18 protein-coding genes are annotated in these 20,160 nt (G+C 71.6%); 12 read left to right on the top strand and 6 right to left on the bottom strand.

Annotation, left to right across the window (positions count from 1 at the left end; all coding sequences use genetic code 11):
• The 6 genes from VM840_13810 to VM840_13785 all read left to right on the top strand — a co-directional run.
• On the top strand, window positions 1-1,018 hold a 1,018-nt coding region (locus VM840_13810; GenBank protein ID HVL82660.1), incomplete at its 5' end, for a DUF3810 family protein.
• Between the two features lie 9 nt (window positions 1,019-1,027).
• Window positions 1,028-2,692: a sensor histidine kinase gene (locus VM840_13805; GenBank protein ID HVL82659.1), complete on the top strand. Its 1,665-nt coding sequence runs from the start codon at window positions 1,028-1,030 to the stop codon at window positions 2,690-2,692.
• 1 nt (window position 2,693) lies between these two features.
• A complete protein-coding gene (locus tag VM840_13800) occupies window positions 2,694-3,797 on the top strand; it encodes an ABC transporter ATP-binding protein (protein HVL82658.1) in 1,104 nt (367 codons plus the stop codon).
• Window positions 3,794-4,450, top strand: coding sequence for an ABC transporter permease (locus tag VM840_13795; protein HVL82657.1), 657 nt, complete (start codon window positions 3,794-3,796; stop codon window positions 4,448-4,450). Before VM840_13800 ends, VM840_13795 begins: the two co-directional genes overlap by 4 nt.
• Entirely contained in the window at window positions 4,447-5,133 is a 687-nt protein-coding gene (locus tag VM840_13790; protein HVL82656.1) for an ABC transporter permease, read from the top strand. Before VM840_13795 ends, VM840_13790 begins: the two co-directional genes overlap by 4 nt.
• Window positions 5,134-5,181: 48 nt before the next feature.
• On the top strand, window positions 5,182-6,114 hold the full coding sequence (locus VM840_13785) for an ABC transporter substrate-binding protein (GenBank protein ID HVL82655.1): 933 nt from the start codon (window positions 5,182-5,184) through the stop codon (window positions 6,112-6,114).
• 37 nt (window positions 6,115-6,151) lie between these two features.
• Here the strand turns inward: VM840_13785 and VM840_13780 are convergent, their stop codons facing one another.
• A complete protein-coding gene (locus tag VM840_13780; protein ID HVL82654.1) occupies window positions 6,152-7,081 on the bottom strand; it encodes a DNA-3-methyladenine glycosylase 2 family protein in 930 nt (309 codons plus the stop codon).
• A gap of 78 nt (window positions 7,082-7,159) precedes the next feature.
• Between VM840_13780 and glgP the strand changes: the two genes are divergently transcribed.
• A complete protein-coding gene (gene glgP, locus VM840_13775) occupies window positions 7,160-9,691 on the top strand; it encodes an alpha-glucan family phosphorylase (protein ID HVL82653.1) in 2,532 nt (843 codons plus the stop codon).
• Here glgP and VM840_13770 read toward each other — a convergent pair whose 3' ends face one another.
• Complete coding sequence (locus VM840_13770) at window positions 9,692-10,834, bottom strand: DNA topoisomerase IB (protein HVL82652.1); 1,143 nt, start codon at window positions 10,832-10,834, stop codon at window positions 9,692-9,694. It lies immediately after the preceding gene.
• A 60-nt stretch (window positions 10,835-10,894) separates the two neighbouring features.
• On the bottom strand, window positions 10,895-11,929 hold the full coding sequence (locus tag VM840_13765) for an ATP-dependent DNA ligase (GenBank protein HVL82651.1): 1,035 nt from the start codon (window positions 11,927-11,929) through the stop codon (window positions 10,895-10,897).
• A 24-nt stretch (window positions 11,930-11,953) separates the two neighbouring features.
• Here VM840_13765 and VM840_13760 point away from each other — a divergent pair, with 24 nt between their 5' ends.
• From VM840_13760 to VM840_13750, 3 genes are read left to right on the top strand one after another with little or no spacing between them, the layout of a single operon-like run.
• On the top strand, window positions 11,954-12,994 hold the full coding sequence (locus tag VM840_13760; protein ID HVL82650.1) for a hypothetical protein: 1,041 nt from the start codon (window positions 11,954-11,956) through the stop codon (window positions 12,992-12,994).
• A 34-nt stretch (window positions 12,995-13,028) separates the two neighbouring features.
• Window positions 13,029-13,466: a hypothetical protein gene (locus VM840_13755; protein ID HVL82649.1), complete on the top strand. Its 438-nt coding sequence runs from the start codon at window positions 13,029-13,031 to the stop codon at window positions 13,464-13,466.
• Window positions 13,463-15,070 carry a GMC family oxidoreductase gene (locus tag VM840_13750; protein ID HVL82648.1) on the top strand — a complete coding sequence of 536 codons (1,608 nt, stop codon included), beginning with the start codon at window positions 13,463-13,465 and terminating at the stop codon, window positions 15,068-15,070. Before VM840_13755 ends, VM840_13750 begins: the two co-directional genes overlap by 4 nt.
• A gap of 2 nt (window positions 15,071-15,072) precedes the next feature.
• Here the strand turns inward: VM840_13750 and VM840_13745 are convergent, their stop codons facing one another.
• Entirely contained in the window at window positions 15,073-15,792 is a 720-nt protein-coding gene (locus tag VM840_13745) for a GGDEF domain-containing protein (protein ID HVL82647.1), read from the bottom strand.
• 83 nt (window positions 15,793-15,875) lie between these two features.
• Window positions 15,876-16,136: a PGPGW domain-containing protein gene (locus VM840_13740; GenBank protein ID HVL82646.1), complete on the bottom strand. Its 261-nt coding sequence runs from the start codon at window positions 16,134-16,136 to the stop codon at window positions 15,876-15,878.
• Between the two features lie 44 nt (window positions 16,137-16,180).
• On the opposite strand from VM840_13740, the gene VM840_13735 reads away from it, so the two are divergent.
• Entirely contained in the window at window positions 16,181-17,434 is a 1,254-nt protein-coding gene (locus VM840_13735) for a hypothetical protein (GenBank protein ID HVL82645.1), read from the top strand.
• 42 nt (window positions 17,435-17,476) lie between these two features.
• Window positions 17,477-19,414 (top strand): threonine--tRNA ligase, encoded by a 1,938-nt coding sequence (thrS, locus tag VM840_13730; GenBank protein ID HVL82644.1) that lies wholly within the window; start codon window positions 17,477-17,479, stop codon window positions 19,412-19,414.
• On the opposite strand, the gene fusA is transcribed toward thrS, so the two are convergent.
• The coding region (gene fusA / locus VM840_13725) for an elongation factor G (GenBank protein ID HVL82643.1) at window positions 19,411-20,160 on the bottom strand (750 nt) is incomplete at its 5' end. The genes thrS and fusA overlap by 4 nt on opposite strands.

The raw sequence follows: 20,160 nt of genomic DNA, 5'->3' as shown, positions 1-20,160 counted from the left end.
CACCTGGGACGTCTACAGGCGTGGCGTCTACCCGCGCGTGGCCCGCGCCCTCTCGACGGCCACCGGCTGGATCCCGTTCTCGGTGGGAGACCTCATCGCGGGCGCTGCCCTGGCGGCGGTCGTGGTGGCGGGGGTCCGGTGGGCGGTGCGGACCCGCCGCGCCGGCCTGACCCGCCGGAGGGCCGCGCTCAGGGGGGGCGCAGCCGCTGCATCCGTCTTCGGGTGGGGTATCGCTCTCTCGGTGGCCGTGTACGGCTTGAACCTCGCCCGGCCCCCGGCCGAAGCCGTGTTCGATCTGCCCACCGACCTCGACCAGGCCCAGGCCGAAGCCATCATCGACAGCATCGGGGCCCGGATCGACGCGCTCCGGTCCGGGCTGCCCGAGGACGAGCGAGGGGTGGTGGAGATGTCCGAGGACCTGACGGATCTGGACCGCCACCTGGTCCCCCTGCAGGCCGCGATCCTGGAGCGACACGGGCTCCCAGCCGTTCGGACCGGCCGTCTCAAGTGGATGACCACGAGCCCGATTACGGGGCGCTACGCGACCGGGATGTACCTGCTGGCCACCGGTGAGCCGACCGTGGTCCGCCCCCCGTACCCGGGGCTGCTCCCCTCCACGGCCGCGCACGAACGCGCCCACCTGTCCGGGTTCGCCGGCGAGGACGACGCCAGCTTCGTGGGGGTCCTGACGACGTGGGCGTCGGACCGGCCCGAGATCCGCTACTCGGGCTGGCTGGACCTGTGGCTCGCCCTCGGGCGCGGCACCGCCGACCGCCATCCAGGCGTCCAGCGAGACCACCGCGCGATCTGGGAGCACTTCGTGGCCACGACCGGGTTCGAGGCCCCGGTGGTGCGCAGGGCCCACGACGCCGCCCTGAAGGGAGTAGGGGAGACCGGGATCCAGAGCTACGCGAGGGTCGTCGAGCTGGCGCTCCGCCACATCGCGAAGCACGGGATGCCGGCCGACCCCTCCGATCCCTCGGAGCGTGGAGCTCCGTCCGAGCCTGTGCCACAGTGAGGGCTCCTCATGCGGGGAAGCTCCAGTGAGTCCTGGCTGACCTTCCGGCTGCGGGCCGTCGCGGCTCTCGGCGCCCTCGTGTTCGCGCTCCCCCTCGCTGCCGGTTCGGTGGGGATCTACCTGGCGCGTGAGGAGCTGATCGGGCGCGTCACCGAGGGCCAGCTCGCCACCGCCCGCACGGTGGCCGCCGATATCGCGCGCAGCACCCAGTTCGCGACCGCGCTGGTCCGAGCGGAGGCTCGGCGGCCGGGGATGGCCGACGCCATCGGCCGGCGTGACGGGGAGGCGGCTACCACCATGCTGCGCGAGACGTTCGCGACCTTCCCGCTCTACCGGGAGATCACCGTCTACTCAGCCGACGGAACGCTGGTCGGGGCCTTCCCCGGGGCTCCCCCCGAACCTCCCTCCGGGGTGCCGTCGACGAGCACTCGCTCGGTCTCGGAGGCCGAGCCGGCGGGGGAGGACGCGATCATGCGGGTACGCGAGCCGATCGACGGCGGTTCCGGGACGGTCGGCGTGATCGTGGCGACCGTCTCGTTCAACAAGGCGATCCCCGAGCTGAGGACGCTCCGGTTCGGAGACACGGGAAGCACGACGGTCGTCGACCGCACCGGGCGCGTCCTCATCACCGGGGAGGCGGCCCGCGTCGGCCGCACCCTCCCCGCCGAGCCTCAGCGGGCGCTCGTCCGGGAGTGGAAGGTGGGGACCGCGCGGTACTACGGGGAGCTCGTCCGGCGCGACGAGATGGCCGCGTTCGTCCCCGTCCGCGGCCGTCCATGGGCGGTGATGGTCACCCAGGGCGAGGAGGAGGCGCTGGCCGACATCGGCCGGCTCCAACGCGGGCTCGCGGTGGGTCTCATGCTGCTCGTCGGGGTCGGTGCCCTGATCGCCTTCCTGCTCTGGCAGACGCTGAACCGGTACGAGGCGGGGTTGCGGAGCCGCATCGACGAGCAGGAGAGGCTCAACGGCGCGCTCGACGAGTTCGCCGCGCGGGTGGCTCACGACCTGCGCAGCCCACTCGGCACGATGCGCATGGCCGCTCAGGTGGCGTCGCGCAACCCCGCGCTCGACGAGCCCACCCGGACGACCGTCGAGATGGTGGAGGGGAGCGCACAACGCGCCATCGACCTGGTGGAGGACCTGCTCGCGCTCGCGAAGGCGAGCGGCACGCCGCGCTACGAGCCGATCGACCTGGGCTCCCTGGTGTCCGACGCGCAGGTCGGGATACGGGACCTGACGGTCCTCAACCGCGTGGGGGACCTCACCGTGGTCGCGGACCGGGTGGCACTGCGCCAGTCCCTCGTCAACCTGTTCAACAATGCCGTGAAGTACGCCTCGGTGGAAGGGCGGGCCGAGGTGCTCGTCGAGGCGGAGGCCACCGAGGGTTCGTGGGTGATCCGCGTCAGCGACCGGGGACCCGGCCTCAGCGCCAAGGAGGCGGCCACGATCTTCGACGCGTTCACGCGAGGTGAGGGCAGGGGGATGTCGGGAGGGACGGGGCTCGGGCTCTCGATCGTGGCGGCGATGGCAGGCGCGCACGGCGGACGAGCCGCGTACGAGGACCGTCCGGGAGGCGGCGGGGTCTTCGTCATCGAGCTGCCGCGGCGCGACCTCCCCGACCAGGGGGACGATGTCCACTCCTCCCGACGGGCGCCCGCCCGCGCGAAGCCCTGAGATGGCCGAGGCGATGATCCGCCTCGACCGCGTCTCGAAGACGTGGCCGGGCAGCGCAGGACCGGCTGTGGACGACCTGTCCCTCGAGATCCACCGAGGCGAGGTGGTGTGCCTGGTGGGTCCATCGGGGTGCGGGAAGACGACCACCTTGAAGATGATCAACCGTCTCGTCGAGCCTTCCTCGGGCCGGATACTGCTGGACGGCCGCGACGTGATGTCCGTCCCCGCCCCCGAGCTCCGCCGGGGGATCGGGTACGTGATCCAGCAGGGCGGGCTCTTCCCCCACCGCACGGTGGCGGCCAACATCGGGACCGTCCCCGGCCTGCTCGGCTGGTCGAAGGAGCGGATCTCCGCCCGGGTCGCCGACCTGCTGGACCTGGTCGGCCTCGACCGCGATCTCGCCTCCCGCTACCCGTCGGAGCTGAGTGGGGGTCAGCAGCAGCGGGTCGGGGTGGCCCGCGCCCTGGCCGCCGACCCTCCGGTCCTGCTCATGGACGAGCCGTTCGGCGCCGTCGACCCGATCGTGCGACAGCGCCTTCAGGACGAGCTCCTCGCCCTTCAGACGCAGCTGCGGAAGACGATCGTCTTCGTCACCCACGACATCGACGAGGCGATCCGATTGGGAGACCGGGTCGCCGTCCTCAACGTGGGAGGGGTCCTGGAGCAGTACGGATCCCCCGACGAGGTCCTGGCCGAGCCGGCGAACGGGTTCGTCGAAGCATTCCTGGGCAGCGAGCGGGGTCTGAAGCGGCTCTCGCTGGTGCGCGTCGGAGACCTCGAGCCGGAGCCGGGTCCGGTCGTCCCTCCCGGTGCCTCCGCCGAGCAGGCGCGCGAGGTCGCCGCCGCGCACGGGGTCGACTGGGTGGGGGTCGTGGAGGGGGACCGTCTCCTGGGGTGGACGTCCGTCGATGGCCTCGCCGGCCTCACCAGGCTGGACGGATCCGCGCTCACCCCCTTCCGCGTCTGGACCCGCCCCGACGCCACCCTGCGGGAGGCGCTCGACGCGCTCGTCCGCTCCCACACCCCGGTCGCGGTCGTATTCGACGAGCAGGACCGTTACCTCGGCATGCTCTTCGTCTCCCAGCTGGCGTCGTACGTCCGATGAGCGGCGAGCCGTTCGTGCGGTGGGACTGGGTCCTGCAGCGCACCGACCGCATATGGGCTCTCACGATCGAGCATCTCCAGCTGACCGCTTGGTCGGTGGGTATCGGTCTCGTGGTCGCCTCGATCCTGTCCCTGGCGGCGATGAGGTGGCGACGGACGGCCAACCCGATCGTCTGGACGGCCGGGGTCGTCTACACGATCCCGAGCCTGGCTCTACTCGCCCTGCTGCTCCCGTTCACGGGGCTCTCCAGGACCACCGCGCTGATCGCGCTGGTGAGCTACACCCTCCTCATCCTCGTCCGGAGCATCCTGGCCGGGTTCGCAGGCGTGCCGGCCGGCGTGCGCGAGGCCGCGGCCGCGATGGGGTACGGGAGGTGGAGGGTGCTCTGGGCCGTGGAGCTGCCGCTCGCCCTCCCTGTCGTCGTCGCCGGGGTCCGGATCGCGACCGTCACCCTGATCGGACTCGTGACGATCACCGCGCTGATCGGGCAGGGCGGTCTCGGGACGCTGATCCTGGACGGGCTCCGACGCGACTTCCCGACGCCGATCGTCGTCGGGTCCGTCCTATCGGTGCTGCTCGCGACGGTCCTGGACATCCTCCTGGTGGGCGTGGGCCGCGTGCTGACCCCCTGGACCCGGGCCCGGAGCCGATGAGCTTCGGGATGGAGGTGGCCGCCTGGTTCGCCGATCCGACCAACTGGACGGGTCCGGACGGTCTCCCGTCGCGCACCCTCGAGCATCTCGAGCTCTGCGCCCTGGCCACGCTGACGGCGGCGCTGGTAGCCGTCCCGTCCGGGCTCTGGTTCGGACATCGGGGCCGGGGGGACGTCCTGGCGGCGGCCGTGGCGAACGTCGGAAGGGCCATACCCTCCTTCGCCGCGATCTCGCTGCTGCTCCCACTCTCGCTGCGGGCGGGTCTGGGGCTCGGGTTCTGGCCGACGCTGGGCGCCCTGTTCATCCTGGCCGTGCCGCCCATGTTCACGAGCACCGTCACCGCGATACGGGGCGTGCCGCGCGACGTGGTCGAGAGCGCCCGGGGGATGGGGATGCGGGGAGCCGAGGTCCTCGCGAAGGTCGAGCTCCCCCTCGGGGTGCCGGTGATCGTGGCGGGTATCAGGATCGCCGCCGTGCAGGTGGTGGCCACCGCGACCCTCGGGCCGCTGGTGGGGTTCGGCGGTCTCGGCCGCTACATCATCGACGGGATCGCCCTGCGGGACTTCGCGATGGTGTTCGCGGGTGCGGTCTCGGTGGCCGTGCTCGCCGTGCTCACCGAGCTGGCGTTCGGGGTGGTCGAGCGGGTCGTCGCTCCCCGACGGACGGCCCCTGCCCCCGCCTAGACTCATCGGGTCGTGGGCCCACCTTGGCCCCCGAGGACGGAGGTGGAGATGACGAGCAAGACGAGACACGGGCGGGTCCTGTGGAGCCTGCTTCTGCTGTTCTCGCTCGGGGCGACGGCGTGCGGAGGGCCGACCGAGCAGGCGCCTCGGGAGACCGGGGCCCGACAGGGACCGAAGATCGTGGTCGGTTCCGCCAACTTCTCGGAGAGCGAGATCCTGGGCGAGATCTACGCGCAGGCCCTGGAGCACGAGGGGTACGAGGTCGAGCGCCGGTTCCAGATCGGCTCCCGCGAGATCTACGCCCCGGCCCTCGAGCGGGGGGACATCTCGCTCATGCCGGAGTACGTCGAGGCCATCTATAGGCACGTGACCGGCGAGGACGGCCCCGGTGAGCCCGACCAGATCGTCTCCCGGCTCAACGAGGCGCTGGAGCCGAAGGGGTTGAGGGCCCTGGAGCCGGCCGAGGCCGAGAACCGCGACGGCCAGGCAGTCACGGCACAGACCGCCCAGAGGCTCAACCTGCGGAACGTGAGCGACCTCGGCCCCCACGCCGGCGAGATGATCTTCTCCGGTCCCCCCGAGTGCCGGGAGCGGCCCGCCTGCCTACAGGGGCTCCGCGATGTGTACGGACTGGAGTTCAAGGAGTTCAAGGGCCTGGACGGTCAGGCCCGGTACGCGGCCGTGTCCGAGGGGACGGTGGACATCATCCAGGTCTTCACGACGGACGGCGCGATCGCCGCTCGCGAGCTGGTCGTCCTCAACGACGACAAGGGGATCTCCGGCGACCAGCGGATCGTCCCGGTCGTACGCGCCGACCTGGTGGAGGCCCACGGCGACGACCTGGTCGAGCTGCTCGACTCGATCAGTGCCGCCCTCGCCACCGAGGACCTGGTGGAGATGAACCGCCAGGTCGACGTGGACCGCGCCGACCCGGCCGAGGCCGCCCGGGACTGGCTGGAGGAGAACGACTTCGTGGCCTAGAGGTTGAAGGACGGGGGCCGGGGAGACCCGGCCCCCGTCAGATCCTGCGGAAGTCGCGCAGCGGCGCCTTCGGGCCGCGCGGACGCGGCCGACCGCCCCCCAGGACGAGGAGCCGAGCCGCCCGTCCCCGATGCGGACGCAGCGGTTCGAGGAGCTCCATCATCGCGTCGTCGTCGCCCCCGCGCTTCCCGGTCAGCGAGTACACGACGATGCCCGGGGCGTGATAGTCGCCGACCGGTACGGCGTCGGGGTCGCCCCACGCGACCGCGGCCACCTCGGCGGAGGTCCAGGGACCGACGCCGGGGAAGGCCTCCAGCCTCGCGCGGCGCAGGACCCCAGGCAGCCCTGCGGCCTCCTCGACGCGGGCCGCGCGTCCGGCCAGGCACCTGATGACGTCGGCCCGTCGCCGCTCGACCCCGTGACGATGGAACTCGTGGTAGGTCCGGACGGCCAGGACCTCGGGAGACGGGGGGAGCATCAACCCGGCGGGGCCCGGTGCGGAGGACCCCCAGGCCCGGACGATAGACCTCCATGCTCGGTGCGCCTCCACCGCGGTCACCTTCTGCTCGAGCACGGTGGGCACGGCCGCCTCCATCACGCGTCCGGTGGAGACGAGCCGGAGACCCCTGAACCGGCGGTCCAGGTCGGCGACCAGCGGGAGCCGGCCCGGCTCCCAGTCCCGTAGGTCGTCCTCGCCGCCGCAGAGCGCGTGGGCGCGGTCCAGCGCGGCCCGTGCGCCGGGCCCCCACGCCTCCACGGCCACCGTCCGGTCCCCGTCCGCGGTCAGCCGGAGGGTGGCCGGCCCGTCCTCGGTCAGGGTCGCCCGCCAGACCGTGCGTCCCCGGATGGAGATGGTCGGATCCGCGGGCCCGTGCCGCAGCGCCCCCAGCGAAAGGGACAGGTCGACCGGGAGGCGCAGACGGACGGTCCGGAGCAGGGGTGGGGGGGTGGCGACCAGGGGCTGCACGGCCGGACCGTACCACCGCCCGGGGACGTCCACCATCGCTCGTGGCCGGAGGCGAGCCGGAGCCCTTAGGGTGGTCGCGTGAGAGCACTGCGTAGCTTCCTCGTCCGCGCCCGGCTCCCCGAGCCGCTGCTGCCGCTTCACGAGATCGCCATGAACCTGTGGTGGTCGTGGGACGGCCGCTGCCGCGAGCTCTTCCGCCGGGTGGACCCTGCCGGGTGGGAGGAGGCCGGGCACAACCCGGTCTCGCTGCTCTACCAGCTCAGCCGCGGGCGGATGGACGAGCTGGCGTCCGATGCGGACTTCCTGGCCCACATGCACTGGATGCGCCAGGAGATGCAGCGGTACCTCTCTGAGCCGCGTTGGTTCCAGTCCAAGGGCACCGATCTCCGGCGCGTGGCGTACTTCTCCCCCGAGTTCGGGATCAGCGAGGCGCTGCCGCAGTACAGCGGGGGTCTCGGTGTCCTGGCCGGGGACCACCTGAAGGCGGCCAGCGACCTCGGCGTCCCGCTCGTAGCGGTCGGCCTCCTCTACCGGCACGGCTACTTCCGTCAGGACCTCGACGTGGACGGGTGGCAGCGGGAGGACTACCCGACCCTGGACCCGGAGGCGATGGCGCTCGTCGCGGTCGACGACGTGGCGGTGGAGGTCGACCTGGCCGGGGTCCCCCTGCACGCGCGGGTCTGGCGGGGCGAGGTGGGGCGCGTCCAGCTCTACCTGCTCGACGCGAACGTGGCCTCCAACGACGAGGCCGGTAGACAGGTCACGGACCGGCTGTACGGCGGCGGCCAGGAACACAGGCTCCGTCAGGAGATCCTGCTGGGCATAGGCGGCGTCCGCGCCCTGGCCGGGATCGGGGCGGAGCCTCAGATCTTCCACACGAACGAGGGCCATGCGGGGTTCCTCGCCCTCGAGCTGATCCGCGACCAGCTGGCGGCGGGGCTCACCTTGGCCGAGGCGGTCCAGGCCACCCGCGCCCAGACCATCTTCACCACCCACACCCCGGTCCCGGCCGGAATCGACCGGTTCCCGCGTGACCTCATGGAGCGGTACTTCTCGTCCTGGTGCGAATCGTCCGGCGTCCCGTTCGATGAGCTGATGGCGCTCGGGCACGCGCCCGACGACCCGGCGGATGCCCCGTTCAACATGGCCATGATGAGCCTGCGGCTGGCCGGCCTGGCCAACGGGGTGGCCGAGCTCCACGGGAACGTCAGCAGGCGCATGTTCGCCCCCCTGTGGCCCGGCGTACCGGAGGACGAGGTCCCTATCACCTCGGTCACCAACGGGGTCCACGCCCGGACCTGGGTCTCCGTGGAGATGGCGGAGCTGCTGGACCGGTGGGTCGGCCCGAACTGGCCGGAGGCGGGGCCTGAAGAGTGGGCGCGTATCGAAGAGTGTCCGGACGAGGAGCTGTGGGCGGTGCGCGAGCGGGGACGGCGGCGCCTCGTCGAGTTCGTCCGCAGCCGGATACGGACGGCCGGGGCTCCCGGGGCGGTGGAGCCGGAGGCCTACTGGGCGGACGACACGCTCGACCCGTACGCCCTGACGATCGGTTTCGCCCGGCGGTTCGCGGGCTACAAGCGGGCCACCCTGCTGCTCTCGCAGCCCGAGAGGCTCATCCGGCTCCTGGGGGACCAGCACAGGCCCGTGCAGCTCATCTTCGCCGGCAAGGCCCACCCCGCCGACCAGTGGGGCAAGGAGATGATCCAGCGGATAGTCGCGTTCTCCGCCGAGGCCGGCATCCGTACGCGCATGACGTTCATCGAGAACTACGACATGGCGGTGGCCCGGGAGCTGTTCGCGGGGGCCGACGTCTGGCTCAACACCCCCCGGCGTCCGCAGGAGGCGTGCGGGACGAGCGGGATGAAGGCGGCGCTGAACGGCGGGCTCAACTGCTCGATCCTGGACGGGTGGTGGGACGAGATGTTCGACCCGTCCGCCGGATGGGCCATCCCCTCCGCGGAGGCGCTCCCGGACGAGACCAGGCGGGACGCGCAGGAGGCCGAGTCCCTCTTCGACCTGCTGGAGCGCCGGGTGGTGCCGCTCTTCTACGAGCGGGAGTGGCAGGCCCCGCCGCACCGGTGGGTGCAGCGGATCAAGGCCTCCCTCCGGATACTCGGCCCCCAGGTGAGCGCGGCCCGGATGATCCGCGACTACGTGGACAGGATCTACGTCCCGGCCGCCGTGCGCTGTGACGCCCTCTCGCACGGCTCCTACGAGAGGGCCCGGGCGCTGGCTGCGTACATCGAGCGGGTGCGGCAGGCGTGGCCGCAGGTGTCGGTCGGGGTGTGCGAGACCGACGAGGCGCTCTACGAACTGGGGACGAAGCGCGAGGTGAGGACCCAGGTGCACCTCGGCTCCCTCGAGCCCTCGGACGTGGAGGTCCAGCTCCTGCACGGGCCCGTGGAGGGAGACGGGGAGATGTCGCGGTCCAGCGTGGAGGTCATGTCGGTCGCGGCGGGCGGCGCCAGGGCAGGCGGGACCTACGTGTACGAGACGACGTTCCCGGTCCAGCGGGCGGGCCGGTACGGCTTCACGATACGGGTCGTCCCATCACATCCCGACCTGCCATCCGCGACCTCGCTCGGGCTGGTCGCCTGGGCCGGCGTCTGATCACGCGGCAGCGCGACGAGCCTGCCGACGGGCCCGCTTCAGCAGCGCGAGCACGAACTCCTCGTCTGCGCTGAGACCCTTCGTCTTCCGAGGCTGCTTCCGTCCCTCGGCCGGCCGGCCCCAGACGTCGTCCAGGGTCCCCGCCAGGTAGGACTCGATGACGCCGGGGTGGACGTAGCACTTGCGGGCGACCGCGGGCGTGTTGCCCAGGTCGCCGGCCACGGCCTCGACCGCTCGGACGACCCGACGCTTCGCCTCGGTCTGAGTCTCCGCATGGCCCATCTCGCGGAGGGCACACGCGGCGGACACCGTCCCGGCCCACGTCCGGAAATCCTTCGCCGTGAAGGCCTGGCCGGAGATCTCGCGCAGGTAGTCGTTGACGTCCCCGGACCCGACCACCTTCGCCTCGCCCGCTTCGTCCAGGTACTGGAACAGCTCCTGACCCGGGATGTCCCGACATGCCTTCACGATCCTCGCCAGCCGCCGGTCGGCGACCTGGACCGATGCCTGGCGGCCCGACTTGCCGCGGAACCTGAAGGTGACACGACCCTGGCCGATCAGGGCGTGCGAGTCGCGCAGGGTCGTCAGACCGTAGGAGTCGTTCTCCCGCGCGTACTCCTCGTTGCCGATCCGCAGTCCGGTCGTGTCCAGGAGGCGCACGATCGTGGCGAGCACCTTCTCCCGTCCCAGTCCCGGCCGGCTCAGGTCCCGCTGGACCCGGGCTCGGATCCGAGGGAGCGCACTCCCGAAGGCGACCATCTCGCCGTACTTCGCCTGGTCGCGGACCTGCCGCCACAGGGGGTGGTAGCGGTACTGCTTGCGCCCGCGCTGGTCGCGCCCGGTGGCCTGGAGGTGTCCGTCCGGGTCGGGACAGATCCAGACCTCCGTCCATGCCGGAGGTATGGCCAGCGCCCGGAACCTGGCCAGCTCGCCGGGCTCGCGCACGGGCCGGCCGTCCGGTCCTCTGTAGGAGAACCCCTTCCCGCTCCGGCGCCGGGTGATGCCGGGCATGGCGTCGGTGACGTACCTGAGGCCCACGACGTCGGCGCACCCCTGGGGGTCTCCGCGGTCGGGGGTCTGCGAGAGCGCGGCCGCGAGCGCCTCGGACGCTTCCTCGGTCTCGGCCTTGCTCGGACGTCCCACGCCGCCTCCTTCGGGTCGGCCCGGGATGTACCCGCCGGTCGGGGACGCGAACCGCGCGCGTCAGCCGCGTCCGGGTCCGAGCTGCTCGAAGGTGCAGTCGGCGGGCTCCCGCTCGGGACGCCACCTCAGGAAGGTGGCGGCGTGCCGTATCCGTTCGCCCTGCATCTTGTCGTAGGCGACCTCGCAGACGAGTACGGGGTCGAGCGGGACCCAGGGGGACTCCCCACGGGCGGCCGCCCACCGGCTCGGACCGCCGGGAGCCCGGCCGGGTCCGAACCCTGACCCGCCCTCCAGGTCCTTCAGGCGGGCCAGCAGCTCCCGCCGCTCGGCCGCCTTGAACGACGAGGTGTGTCCCACGTAGTGCAGGACCCCGGAGTCGTACAGACCCAGCAGGAGCGACCCGACTCCGTCTCCCGCCTTCGACAGCCGGTACCCACCCACGACGCAGTCGATGGTCTTGCGCTGCTTCACCTTCACCATCGAGCGCTCGTTCTCCCGGTACGGCTCGTCGGCGCGTTTGGCGATGACGCCCTCTATCCCGGCGCGGTCTATCCCGCCGAGCCAGACCTCGCAGGCGGCCGGGTTGGACGTCTGCGGGGTCACGACGGCGTGGAGGGCCCTCGGCACCCCGTCCGCCTCGGAGGGCTCCCTGGCCGGCGGGAGCAGGCTCTCGAGCACGATCCTGCGCTCGTGGGTCGTCCGACTCCTCAGGTCGGCGTCGTCGAGCGCGAGGACGTCGAAGGCCACGAACCCGGCCGGGGTCTCTCCGGCCAGCTTGGCGACGCGCGACTCGGCCGGGTGGATGCGCTGCTGGAGCTGGTCGAAGTCGAGCGCCCCCTCGACCGGCACCACTATCTCGCCGTCCACCACGCACCGCTCGGGGAGCGACGCCCGGAACAGGTCGGGGAGCTCCGGGAAGTAGCGGTCCAGCGGGCGGAGGTCCCGGCTGCGTATCTCGACCTCGTGTCCGTCTCGGAAGACGACGGCGCGGAACCCGTCCCACTTCGGCTCGTAGAGCCATCCCTCGTCCACCGGGAGCTCGGTCCGCAGCTTCGCGAGCATCGGACGGACGGGGGGCTGGACGGGGAGCGCCATGGCCCCCAGGTTAGGCTTCAGCGCATGCCGCTCACCAACGTGCAGGTATCGGAGCTGTTCGCCCTGAAGGCGATGGAGGCCGAGGGTCACTCCCGGAAGGCCTACGAGAGGGCCTCCCGGGAGGCGATGGCTTGGCGGGAGGAGGCATCGGACCTCGCGGCCCAGGATCGCGACCTGACCGAGCTCGCCGGCATAGGACCGAAGCTCAGCGCCGTGCTCCGCGACTGGTTCGACTCCCCACCCGAGGTGCCGGAGCCGCCTCCCGAGCGCACGGGCTTCATGTCCATGGCCGAGGCCCTGCGGACCGTGAGGGCGAACCCGCAGTGGCGCGGCGTCCTGCGGGCCGACCTGCAGATGCACACCACCTACAGCGACGGAGTGCTGGGCGTGGTCGAGATGGCGGAGGCCGCGCACGACTACGGCGGGTACACGCACCTCGCCATCACCGACCACTCGGCCGGCCAGCGGATCCCCTCCGGGATGGACGTGGAGGCGATAGCAGCCCAGCGGGTCGAGATCGACGAGGCGAACCAGGCGGCGGGGGGCCGATACCGGATCCTCCAGGGCATCGAGATGAACCTGACCCCGACCGGGGAAGGGGACACACCCTCGGAGGTCCTAGCCCGTCTCGACATCGTCCTCGGCTCGTTCCACTCGAAGCTGCGGGAGAAGGAGGACCAGACCGCCCGCTACCTCGCCGCGGTTCTGAACCCCGATATCCAGGTGCTGGCCCACCCCCAGGGCAGGATGTACGGACGCCGGCGCGGCCTGAACGCCGACTGGGAGAAGGTGCTGGGCGCCGTCGCGCTGCTCGACAAGGCGGTGGAGTTCGACTGCAACCCCAACCGACAGGACCTCCGCCCCGAGATCCTCCGGATCGCTGCGGACGCGGGGGTCCGGGTCTCGCTGGGGACCGACGCCCACTCCCCCTACGAGCTGACCTTCATCACCTACGGGATCGCCGCGCTCTGCGTGGCCGGCATCGGACCCGAGCGGGTGATCAACACGATGCCGGTGGAGGAGCTCCTGGCGTGGGTAGCGTCCGTGCGTGAGGGAGCCGGCTAGCGCCCCTCCCGGCCGATATGTTCTGATCGGCGCAGTGGCCGACCCCAGCACCACCGAGACGTTCCGTGCCGCCGTCGAGGCGCTCTTCCCCTCCGGTGAGCGTCCGGGCGGGGTCGAGTTGCGCGCCCACCAGCACGTGATCGAGCTGGTCGAGCTCGGTCTCCCACCCGGCTTCCCCGAGCTGATCGCGGCCCTGCTCGACGGTTACGCGGCCGTGGTCCGGCCCGATACGAGGTTCGCGGACCTCGACCCCCCGGAGCGGGTGACGGTGCTGCGCACGATGTCGGCCGATCCCAACCCGGATACGAAGGACGCGGCGGACATCTTCTGGATCTTCTCGCTGGGCGCGATGTACTCCGAATGGACGGGGTACGACCCCGGCACCCGCGAGCTCGGTGTCCCGGCCATGTGGGAGGACGTGGGGTACCCCGGTCCGGCCATCGGACACCCCGTCTACCGGGAGGACGTGTGACCTACGACGCCATAGTCGTCGGGGCCGGCGGCGGCGGACCCGTGGTGGCGAAGGAGCTCGCCGAGGCCGGGCTGCGTGTCCTGATGCTCGAGGCCGGGCCCTGGCTGGACCCCGACACCGACTTCAGCCTCCTCGAGGACGATATGGGAGGGATCCTGCACGGGCGGCTGCGCTGGGGTCCGAAGGACCGGTCGAAGCCCCCCTGGATCCGCCGGCGCGAGGGAGCCGGGCTCATCCTCCAGGCCTCCGGCGTGGGCGGAACGACCCTGCACTACAACGGGATCGCCCCCCGGATGTACCCGGCCGCCGTCGACGCCGACTGGCCCTTCCCGTACGAGGAGCTCGTCCCGTACTACGAGCGGGTGGAGGCTTTCCTCCCGGTCCAGCAGGTGAGGGACCTGGCCACGAAGGACGCCCTGTTCGCGAAGGGGTGCGAGGCGACGGGGCTGGTCCGGGACGACTCGATGCAGGTGTCGGCTCCCGTGTGGCGCCCTGCCTACAACGCGATCCTCCCGATCGCCGATATGCAGCCGGGCGGGTCGCTCTCGTGGCCAGACGTCGACGGCTGCACCATGTGCGGCAACTGCCTCGTGGGCTGCCCCCACCCCGTCGCCGCCCCGCTCGAACGCAAGGCGAAACGAGCCACGAACGTCTCCTACGTCCCGGCCGCCGTCGCCACCGGGAGATGCGAGGTCGTCCCGGACGCGTTCGCGACCGAGATCCTCCATGCCGAGGTCCATGGCCGCGTATCGGTCCACGGCGTCCGGTGGAGGGAGACCACGACCGGGGAGACCCGAGAGGCCGAGGCGCGGGTCGTCGTGCTCGCGGGCGGGTCGATCGAGTCGCCCCGCCTCTGGATGAACTCGGGCCTGCCCGACCCCCATGACGTCGTGGGGCGCTACCTGACGATGCACCTGCAGGACTTCGTGACCGGGTTCTTCGACCGGGAGGTCCATCCCAACGTCGGTCAGATCACGATGGCCCGAGCGGACTTCCCCGGCCAGGGCACCCTCTGGAGCCAGGGGTTCGGCCCCCAGGCGTTCTCGATCGTGATGTCCGGTGGGGGAGGGGTGTGGTGGGACGAGCCGACGGGCGACGAGCCTTGGGACGTGGCCGGACGCTGGTACGGACCCGAGGCACAGGCCAGGATCGCCCGGTACAGCCGGTCGCTGACGGTCGCCATCTCCACGGACGACGAGGCGGTCGCGGACAACCGGGTCACCCTCACCCCCCCGGACGAGTGGCCGCCCGACGAGCACGGACCCGTCCCGAAGGTGATGTACCGGCCGACCGCCGCCTCCCAGGAGCGTCAGGACTGGCTCGCCCGCCGCGCGGCCGAGATCCTGCGCGCCGCGGGGGCCCGTGAGGTCCACCGGACGAAGATCTCGCCCGTCTTCATGACACACATCATGTCGACCATGAGGATCGGACCCGACCCGGCGACGAGCGTCTTCGACGGCGATGGACGGGCTCACCACGTCGACGGGCTCTACGTGGGGGACACCTCGGCCCTTCCGAACGGGCTCGGGGGTCCGAACCCGACCCTCACCGCGCAGGCGCTGGCGACGAGGACGGCGGACCGGATAGCGGCCGCCCTCGCCTGAGGTCAGGATCCGGCGGACTCCGGGTCCGGACTCCGCTCGGAGATGGTCAGGTCGACCTTGTTGACCTGCTTCGCCCGGTACATCGCGACATCGGCCTTCTCCCAGGTCTCCCGCAGGTCCGTGCTCTCCTCGCGCGTCGCCAGGCCGATCGACGCCTCGATCCCCTCGGCCCTCAGCCGGGCGGAGAGCCGCAGGCCCAGCGCATCGGCCTGTTCCCTGTCGCAGTCCACGGCGAGGAGCCCGAACTCGTCTCCCCCGAGCCGGGCGACGACGTCGTGCGCCCTCGTCTCCCCGACGATCGTGCGCGCGGCCCGCTTCAGCACGTCGTCCCCCGCCGCGTGGCCGTGCGTGTCGTTCACCATCTTGAGCTCGTCCAGGTCGATGACGGCGATGGACGCGGGGAGCCCGAACCGGCGCGAGCGTGCGTCCTCGACCTCGAGGGCCCTGACCCAGCCGCGTCGGTTGACCAGCCCGGTCAACGGATCGACCTGGGAGTCGGACTCCGCCTTGGCGGCTCGTCGCAGGGCGTCCTCGCAGCGCGCCTCGGCCGAGACGAGGGTGGTGAGCAGACGGAGGATCAGCTCCTGCACGGGGGCCTGGTTCGTGCCGGCCAGATGACCGAGGCCGGCCCGGGCCGCCTCGCCGAAGTCCGCGAACGGCGCGAGGTCCCGGTCCGGGACCGCGTTGGCGTCCGGCTCTTCCGGGATCTGAAAGCCACCCAAAGCGTCCCCCCATGTCCGGACGGGTCCTTCCCCGACAGGGTTCGCCCCGGACAGGGCGACCTCCTTCCCGCCCGCGGGGGCCGCTATCCGGACCCGCGCCGGGCGGCCTCGCCGGAGCGGTCCTTCGCCGACCGAGCGAGCTCACGGGTCCGGCGCAGGGCGCGCCTGGCCCAGCGGTACTCGGTGGCCAGGACGGCGAGGCCGGCAGCGATCAGGAGCAGGCCGGGACCCGGGAGGGCGAGCAGCAGGACGCCCACGGCGACCAGGATGCCGCCTACGACCGTCACTCCCACTCGCCGGCCGTTGCGGACCACCCAGGCCGAAGAACGTTCGGTCCCTCCCATCGCTCCACGTTACCCCCGACCTGGACCGCGGGTAGCCTCTGGAGGTGCGACGTCCGCCCGCCCGCCTCTCCCTGCTCCTGGCCGCGCTCGTCGTGGCGGCCCAGCCGGCGCTGGCCACGCAGGCCGGGAACCCGGCGGTCGCCCAGGTCCCGAACGGCGTGGTCGCGCTCCTGGAGGACAGGGGTCGGGCCTGGCAGACGCGGGACCGCGCCCTCCTCGAGGCGACGATGGCGCCCGGCGCGTTCGCTCAGCGGGAGCTGAGGTCCTTCGACAACGCCGCCGAGGTCCGCTTCTCCACGTACCGGGTCTCGGCGCTGACGAGGTTCAGCGGCGATATAGCGTGGCCTCGCGTCCGGGAGCTCTACCCGGGGTCGGAGGTGTCGGCGTTCCACGTGGTCGAGGAGACAGCCGTCTCCGGCGTGGAGCGCCTGCCCTACGCGGAGAGCGGCTTCTACACGTTCGTTCGCGCGGGGGCCGACGGTGGGGATCGGTACGAGGGGTGGCGGCTCGCATCCGACACCGACTTCGAGGCGCTGGGCGGGTTCTCCCCCGTCCCCCTCTGGGCGGGCGGTCCGGTCCGGGCGGTCACCTCGCGCAACTTCGTCCTCCTCGCCCACCCTGACCGGGTCGAGCAGGTCCGGGGGGTGGTCCAGCTCGCCGAGCAGGCGTACGAGGAGGCGAAGAGGTTCTGGCCCCGACCGGCCGGCGACAGGTACGTGATCGTGGTGCCGTCCACGAGCGCCGAGCTCGGTCGGATGATCCAGGCGACCATCGACCTGGACAAGTTCGTTGCCTTCGCCGGCCGGACCCACCGCTACGAGGGGGACTTCCCCCCGGCCGGCGTCCGGGTATTCATCAACCTCGAGCGTTTCGCTCGCTACGACGCCGCCGCCCAGAGAGGGATCATGGCGCACGAGCTGATCCACGCGATAACGACCCCCGCGTCCGGACCGTTCGTCCCGGTGTGGGTGGAGGAGGGTCTGGCCATGCACGGGTCGGAGCCGGAGAGCGGGGTCCGGGCCGCGCGTGGGGGCCGGACCCCCGAGGAGTTCCCCACCTCCGACCTGTTCTACGTGGGCAGCGTGGGCGATATCGTGCGCACGTACGCCCGCTCCCAGGTCGCGTTCGAGGTCCTGGACGCCCAGCGGGGGCGCGACTCGATGGCGCGGTTCTACGAGCAGCTGGGCGCCACCCGCTTCTCGGCCGGGACCAGCGAGTACCACGTCCGGCGCGTCGTCGAGGGCGCGCTGGGATGGTCGGTCGAGGAGTGGACGAAGGCGTGGCGCGACCGCCTCTGACCGCAGAGGTTTCCGGGTGCGGCGTGTAGACTCCCCCCCACGATGAAGGTCAACGTGGATGGACACCCGCGCGAGACGGAGCCGGGCACCCCGCTCCGCGATCTCGCGCCGCAGGGCGCGCTGATCGCGCTGCTCGACGGCGAGCCGGTGGATCTGGCGCGGGAGCTCCGCGCCGAGGAGGAAGGAGCCGAGGTCGTCTTCCCGGCCCCCGACGATCCCCGCTCGCTGCACGTCCTGCGTCATTCCGCCGCCCACGTGCTCGCGCAAGCCGTCCTGCGTGAGTTCCCGGACGCGCGGTACGCGATCGGTCCTCCCGTCGAGAACGGCTTCTACTACGACTTCGACCTGCCACGTCCGCTGACCGAGGACGACCTGCCGCGGATAGAGGAGCGTGTTCGAGAGATCGTCGCGGAGGACCAGCCGTTCCGACGCGAGGAGGTGCCGCGCGAGCAGGCGATCTCGCTCTTCACCGAGTTCGACCAGCCGTTCAAGCGTGAGATCCTGACCGGGACGGACGAGGAGGGCCAGGTGAAGGTGGGGGACGTGGCCACCCTGTACCACAACGCCGACGCCTTCACCGATCTCTGCCTGGGCCCCCACGTGCCCACCACCGGACACGTGAAGCACGTGAAGCTGCTCAACGTCTCCGGCGCCTACTGGCGGCGCGACGAGAGCCGCCCCCAGCTGCAGCGCATCTACGGCACCGCCTGGCCGACCGCCGAGGCGCTGGAGGCATACCTGCACCGGTTGCAGGAGGCGGAGCGTCGTGACCACCGACGACTCGGTCGCGAGCTCGACCTGTTCTCGTCGCCGCCCGAGGTGGGAGCCGGGATCTTCGTGTGGCATCCGAAGGGCGGGATCGTGCGCAAGCTCCTGGAGGACTACGCACGCGAAGAGCACCTCCGGTGGGGGTACGACCTCGTGACGACCCCCCACATCGGACGCTCGATCCTATGGGAGACCTCCGGTCACCTGGAGAAGTTCGCCGAGAACATGTTCCCGGCCATCCAGGCCGAGGAGGGGGACTACTACCTCAAGCCGATGAACTGCCCCTTCCACGTCCTGATCTACCGCTCCAGGACCCGGTCCTACCGGGAGCTCCCGCTGCGGTTCTCGGAGCTCGGAGCCGTCTACCGGCACGAGCGCTCGGGCACGCTGCACGGCCTCGACCGGGTGCGCGGGATGACGCAGGACGACGCGCACATCTTCTGCACGCCCGACCAGATCGTCGATGAGCTGCTCGGTGTGATGGACATGACGGTCAAGTACTACAGCGCGTTCGGACTGTCCGACCCCGTCGTGCACCTGTCGACCCGCCCCGGTGTCACCATCGGCACCCCGGAGATGTGGGAGCGGGCCGAGGCCGCGCTCCGCGAGGCTCTGGACCGCTCTCCCTACTCCTACGACGAGGCACCCGGGGAGGGAGCGTTCTACGGACCGAAGATCGACTTCGAGTACGAGGACGCGATCGGACGCCTCTGGCAGCTGACGACGATCCAGCTCGACTTCGGGCTCCCCGAGCGTTTCGGTCTCGAGTACGTCGGCGCCGACAACCAGACCCACCGCCCGGTCATGATCCACCGGGCGCTGTACGGGTCCGTGGAGCGGTTCTTCGGTGTCTACCTCGAGCACACCGCGGGAGCCCTCCCGCCCTGGCTCGCGCCCGTCCAGGCGCGCCTCGTCCCGCTGAAGGACGACATCGTGGGGGACACGGAGGCGCTGGCCGCCCGCTTCCGGGAGGCCGGGCTACGCACCGACGTCGACACGGCCGGCGAGTCGATGAACTACAAGATCCGCCGGGCCACGCTCGAGAAGGTGCCCTGGATCTGCGTGGTCGGGCCCCGCGAGCTCGCCTCCGGGACGCTGGCCCTCCGCCTGCGGACGGGAGAGCAGCGCAAGGACGTCCCGGTCGACGAGTTCCTCGCCCTCGCGGCGAAGGACGTCGCCGAGCGCGCGGTCGCGCCCTCGCTCGGCGGCTAGTGCTTCGCCGCTTCGGCGTCCGCCCTGGCCTGTTCGGCCACCTTGTCCTGGAGGTGCGCGGGGACCTGTTCGTAGTGTGAGAACTCCATCGTGAACGTGCCTCGGCCCCCGGTGATGGACCGGAGGTCGATCGCGTAGCGGGCCATCTCGGCCATGGGAGCCTGCGCGTGCACCACCTGGTAGCCGCGGGAGTCGGGCTCGGTGCCCATGATGCGTCCGCGCTTGGAGTTGATGTCTCCCATGATGTCCCCGAGCATCGAGTCGGGCACCCGGATGTGGACGTCCATGATCGGCTCGAGCAGCGCGAGGCCCGCCTGGCGGCACGCCTCCTTGAACCCCATGGAGGCGCAGATCTGGAAGGCCATGTCCGAGGAGTCGACGGAGTGGAACTTGCCGTCGAACAGGGTGACCCTGACGTCCACGACCGGGAACCCGGCCAAGACCCCCTCGTTCATCGCCCCCTGGACCCCCTTGTCGACCGACGGGATGAAGTTGCCGGGGATGGCGCCGCCCACGATCTTGTCGACGAACTCGTACCCGCCCCCGTGGGGCAGGGGCTCCACCTCGAGGGACGCCACCGCGTACTGTCCGCGCCCTCCGGACTGCTTGATGTAGCGCGACTCGTAGGTGGCCCGGCCCGAGATCGTCTCCCGGTAGGGGATCCGGAGGGGGATCTGCTCCACCTCGACCCCGAACTTCCGCTTCATCCGCTCGAAGGTGATCGTCAGGTGGTTCTCGCCGAGCCC

Source organism: Actinomycetota bacterium (assembly GCA_035540895.1).
GTDB lineage: Bacteria > Actinomycetota > JAICYB01 > JAICYB01 > JAICYB01 > DATLFR01.
This window is presented reverse-complemented; position numbering and strand designations above follow the sequence as displayed.

What these genes read in the sequence shown, in the direction of transcription:
- VM840_13805 (HVL82659.1), top strand. Translation starts at nt 1,028, where the DNA reads ATGCGGGGAAGCTCCAGTGAGTCCTGGCTGACCTTCCGGCTGCGGGCC.
- VM840_13800 (HVL82658.1), top strand. Translation starts at nt 2,694, where the DNA reads ATGGCCGAGGCGATGATCCGCCTCGACCGCGTCTCGAAGACGTGGCCG.
- VM840_13795 (HVL82657.1), top strand. Translation starts at nt 3,794, where the DNA reads ATGAGCGGCGAGCCGTTCGTGCGGTGGGACTGGGTCCTGCAGCGCACC.
- VM840_13790 (HVL82656.1), top strand. Translation starts at nt 4,447, where the DNA reads ATGAGCTTCGGGATGGAGGTGGCCGCCTGGTTCGCCGATCCGACCAAC.
- VM840_13785 (HVL82655.1), top strand. Translation starts at nt 5,182, where the DNA reads ATGACGAGCAAGACGAGACACGGGCGGGTCCTGTGGAGCCTGCTTCTG.
- VM840_13765 (HVL82651.1), bottom strand. Translation starts at nt 11,929, where the DNA reads ATGGCGCTCCCCGTCCAGCCCCCCGTCCGTCCGATGCTCGCGAAGCTG.
- VM840_13760 (HVL82650.1), top strand. Translation starts at nt 11,954, where the DNA reads ATGCCGCTCACCAACGTGCAGGTATCGGAGCTGTTCGCCCTGAAGGCG.
- VM840_13740 (HVL82646.1), bottom strand. Translation starts at nt 16,136, where the DNA reads ATGGGAGGGACCGAACGTTCTTCGGCCTGGGTGGTCCGCAACGGCCGG.
- thrS (HVL82644.1), top strand. Translation starts at nt 17,477, where the DNA reads ATGAAGGTCAACGTGGATGGACACCCGCGCGAGACGGAGCCGGGCACC.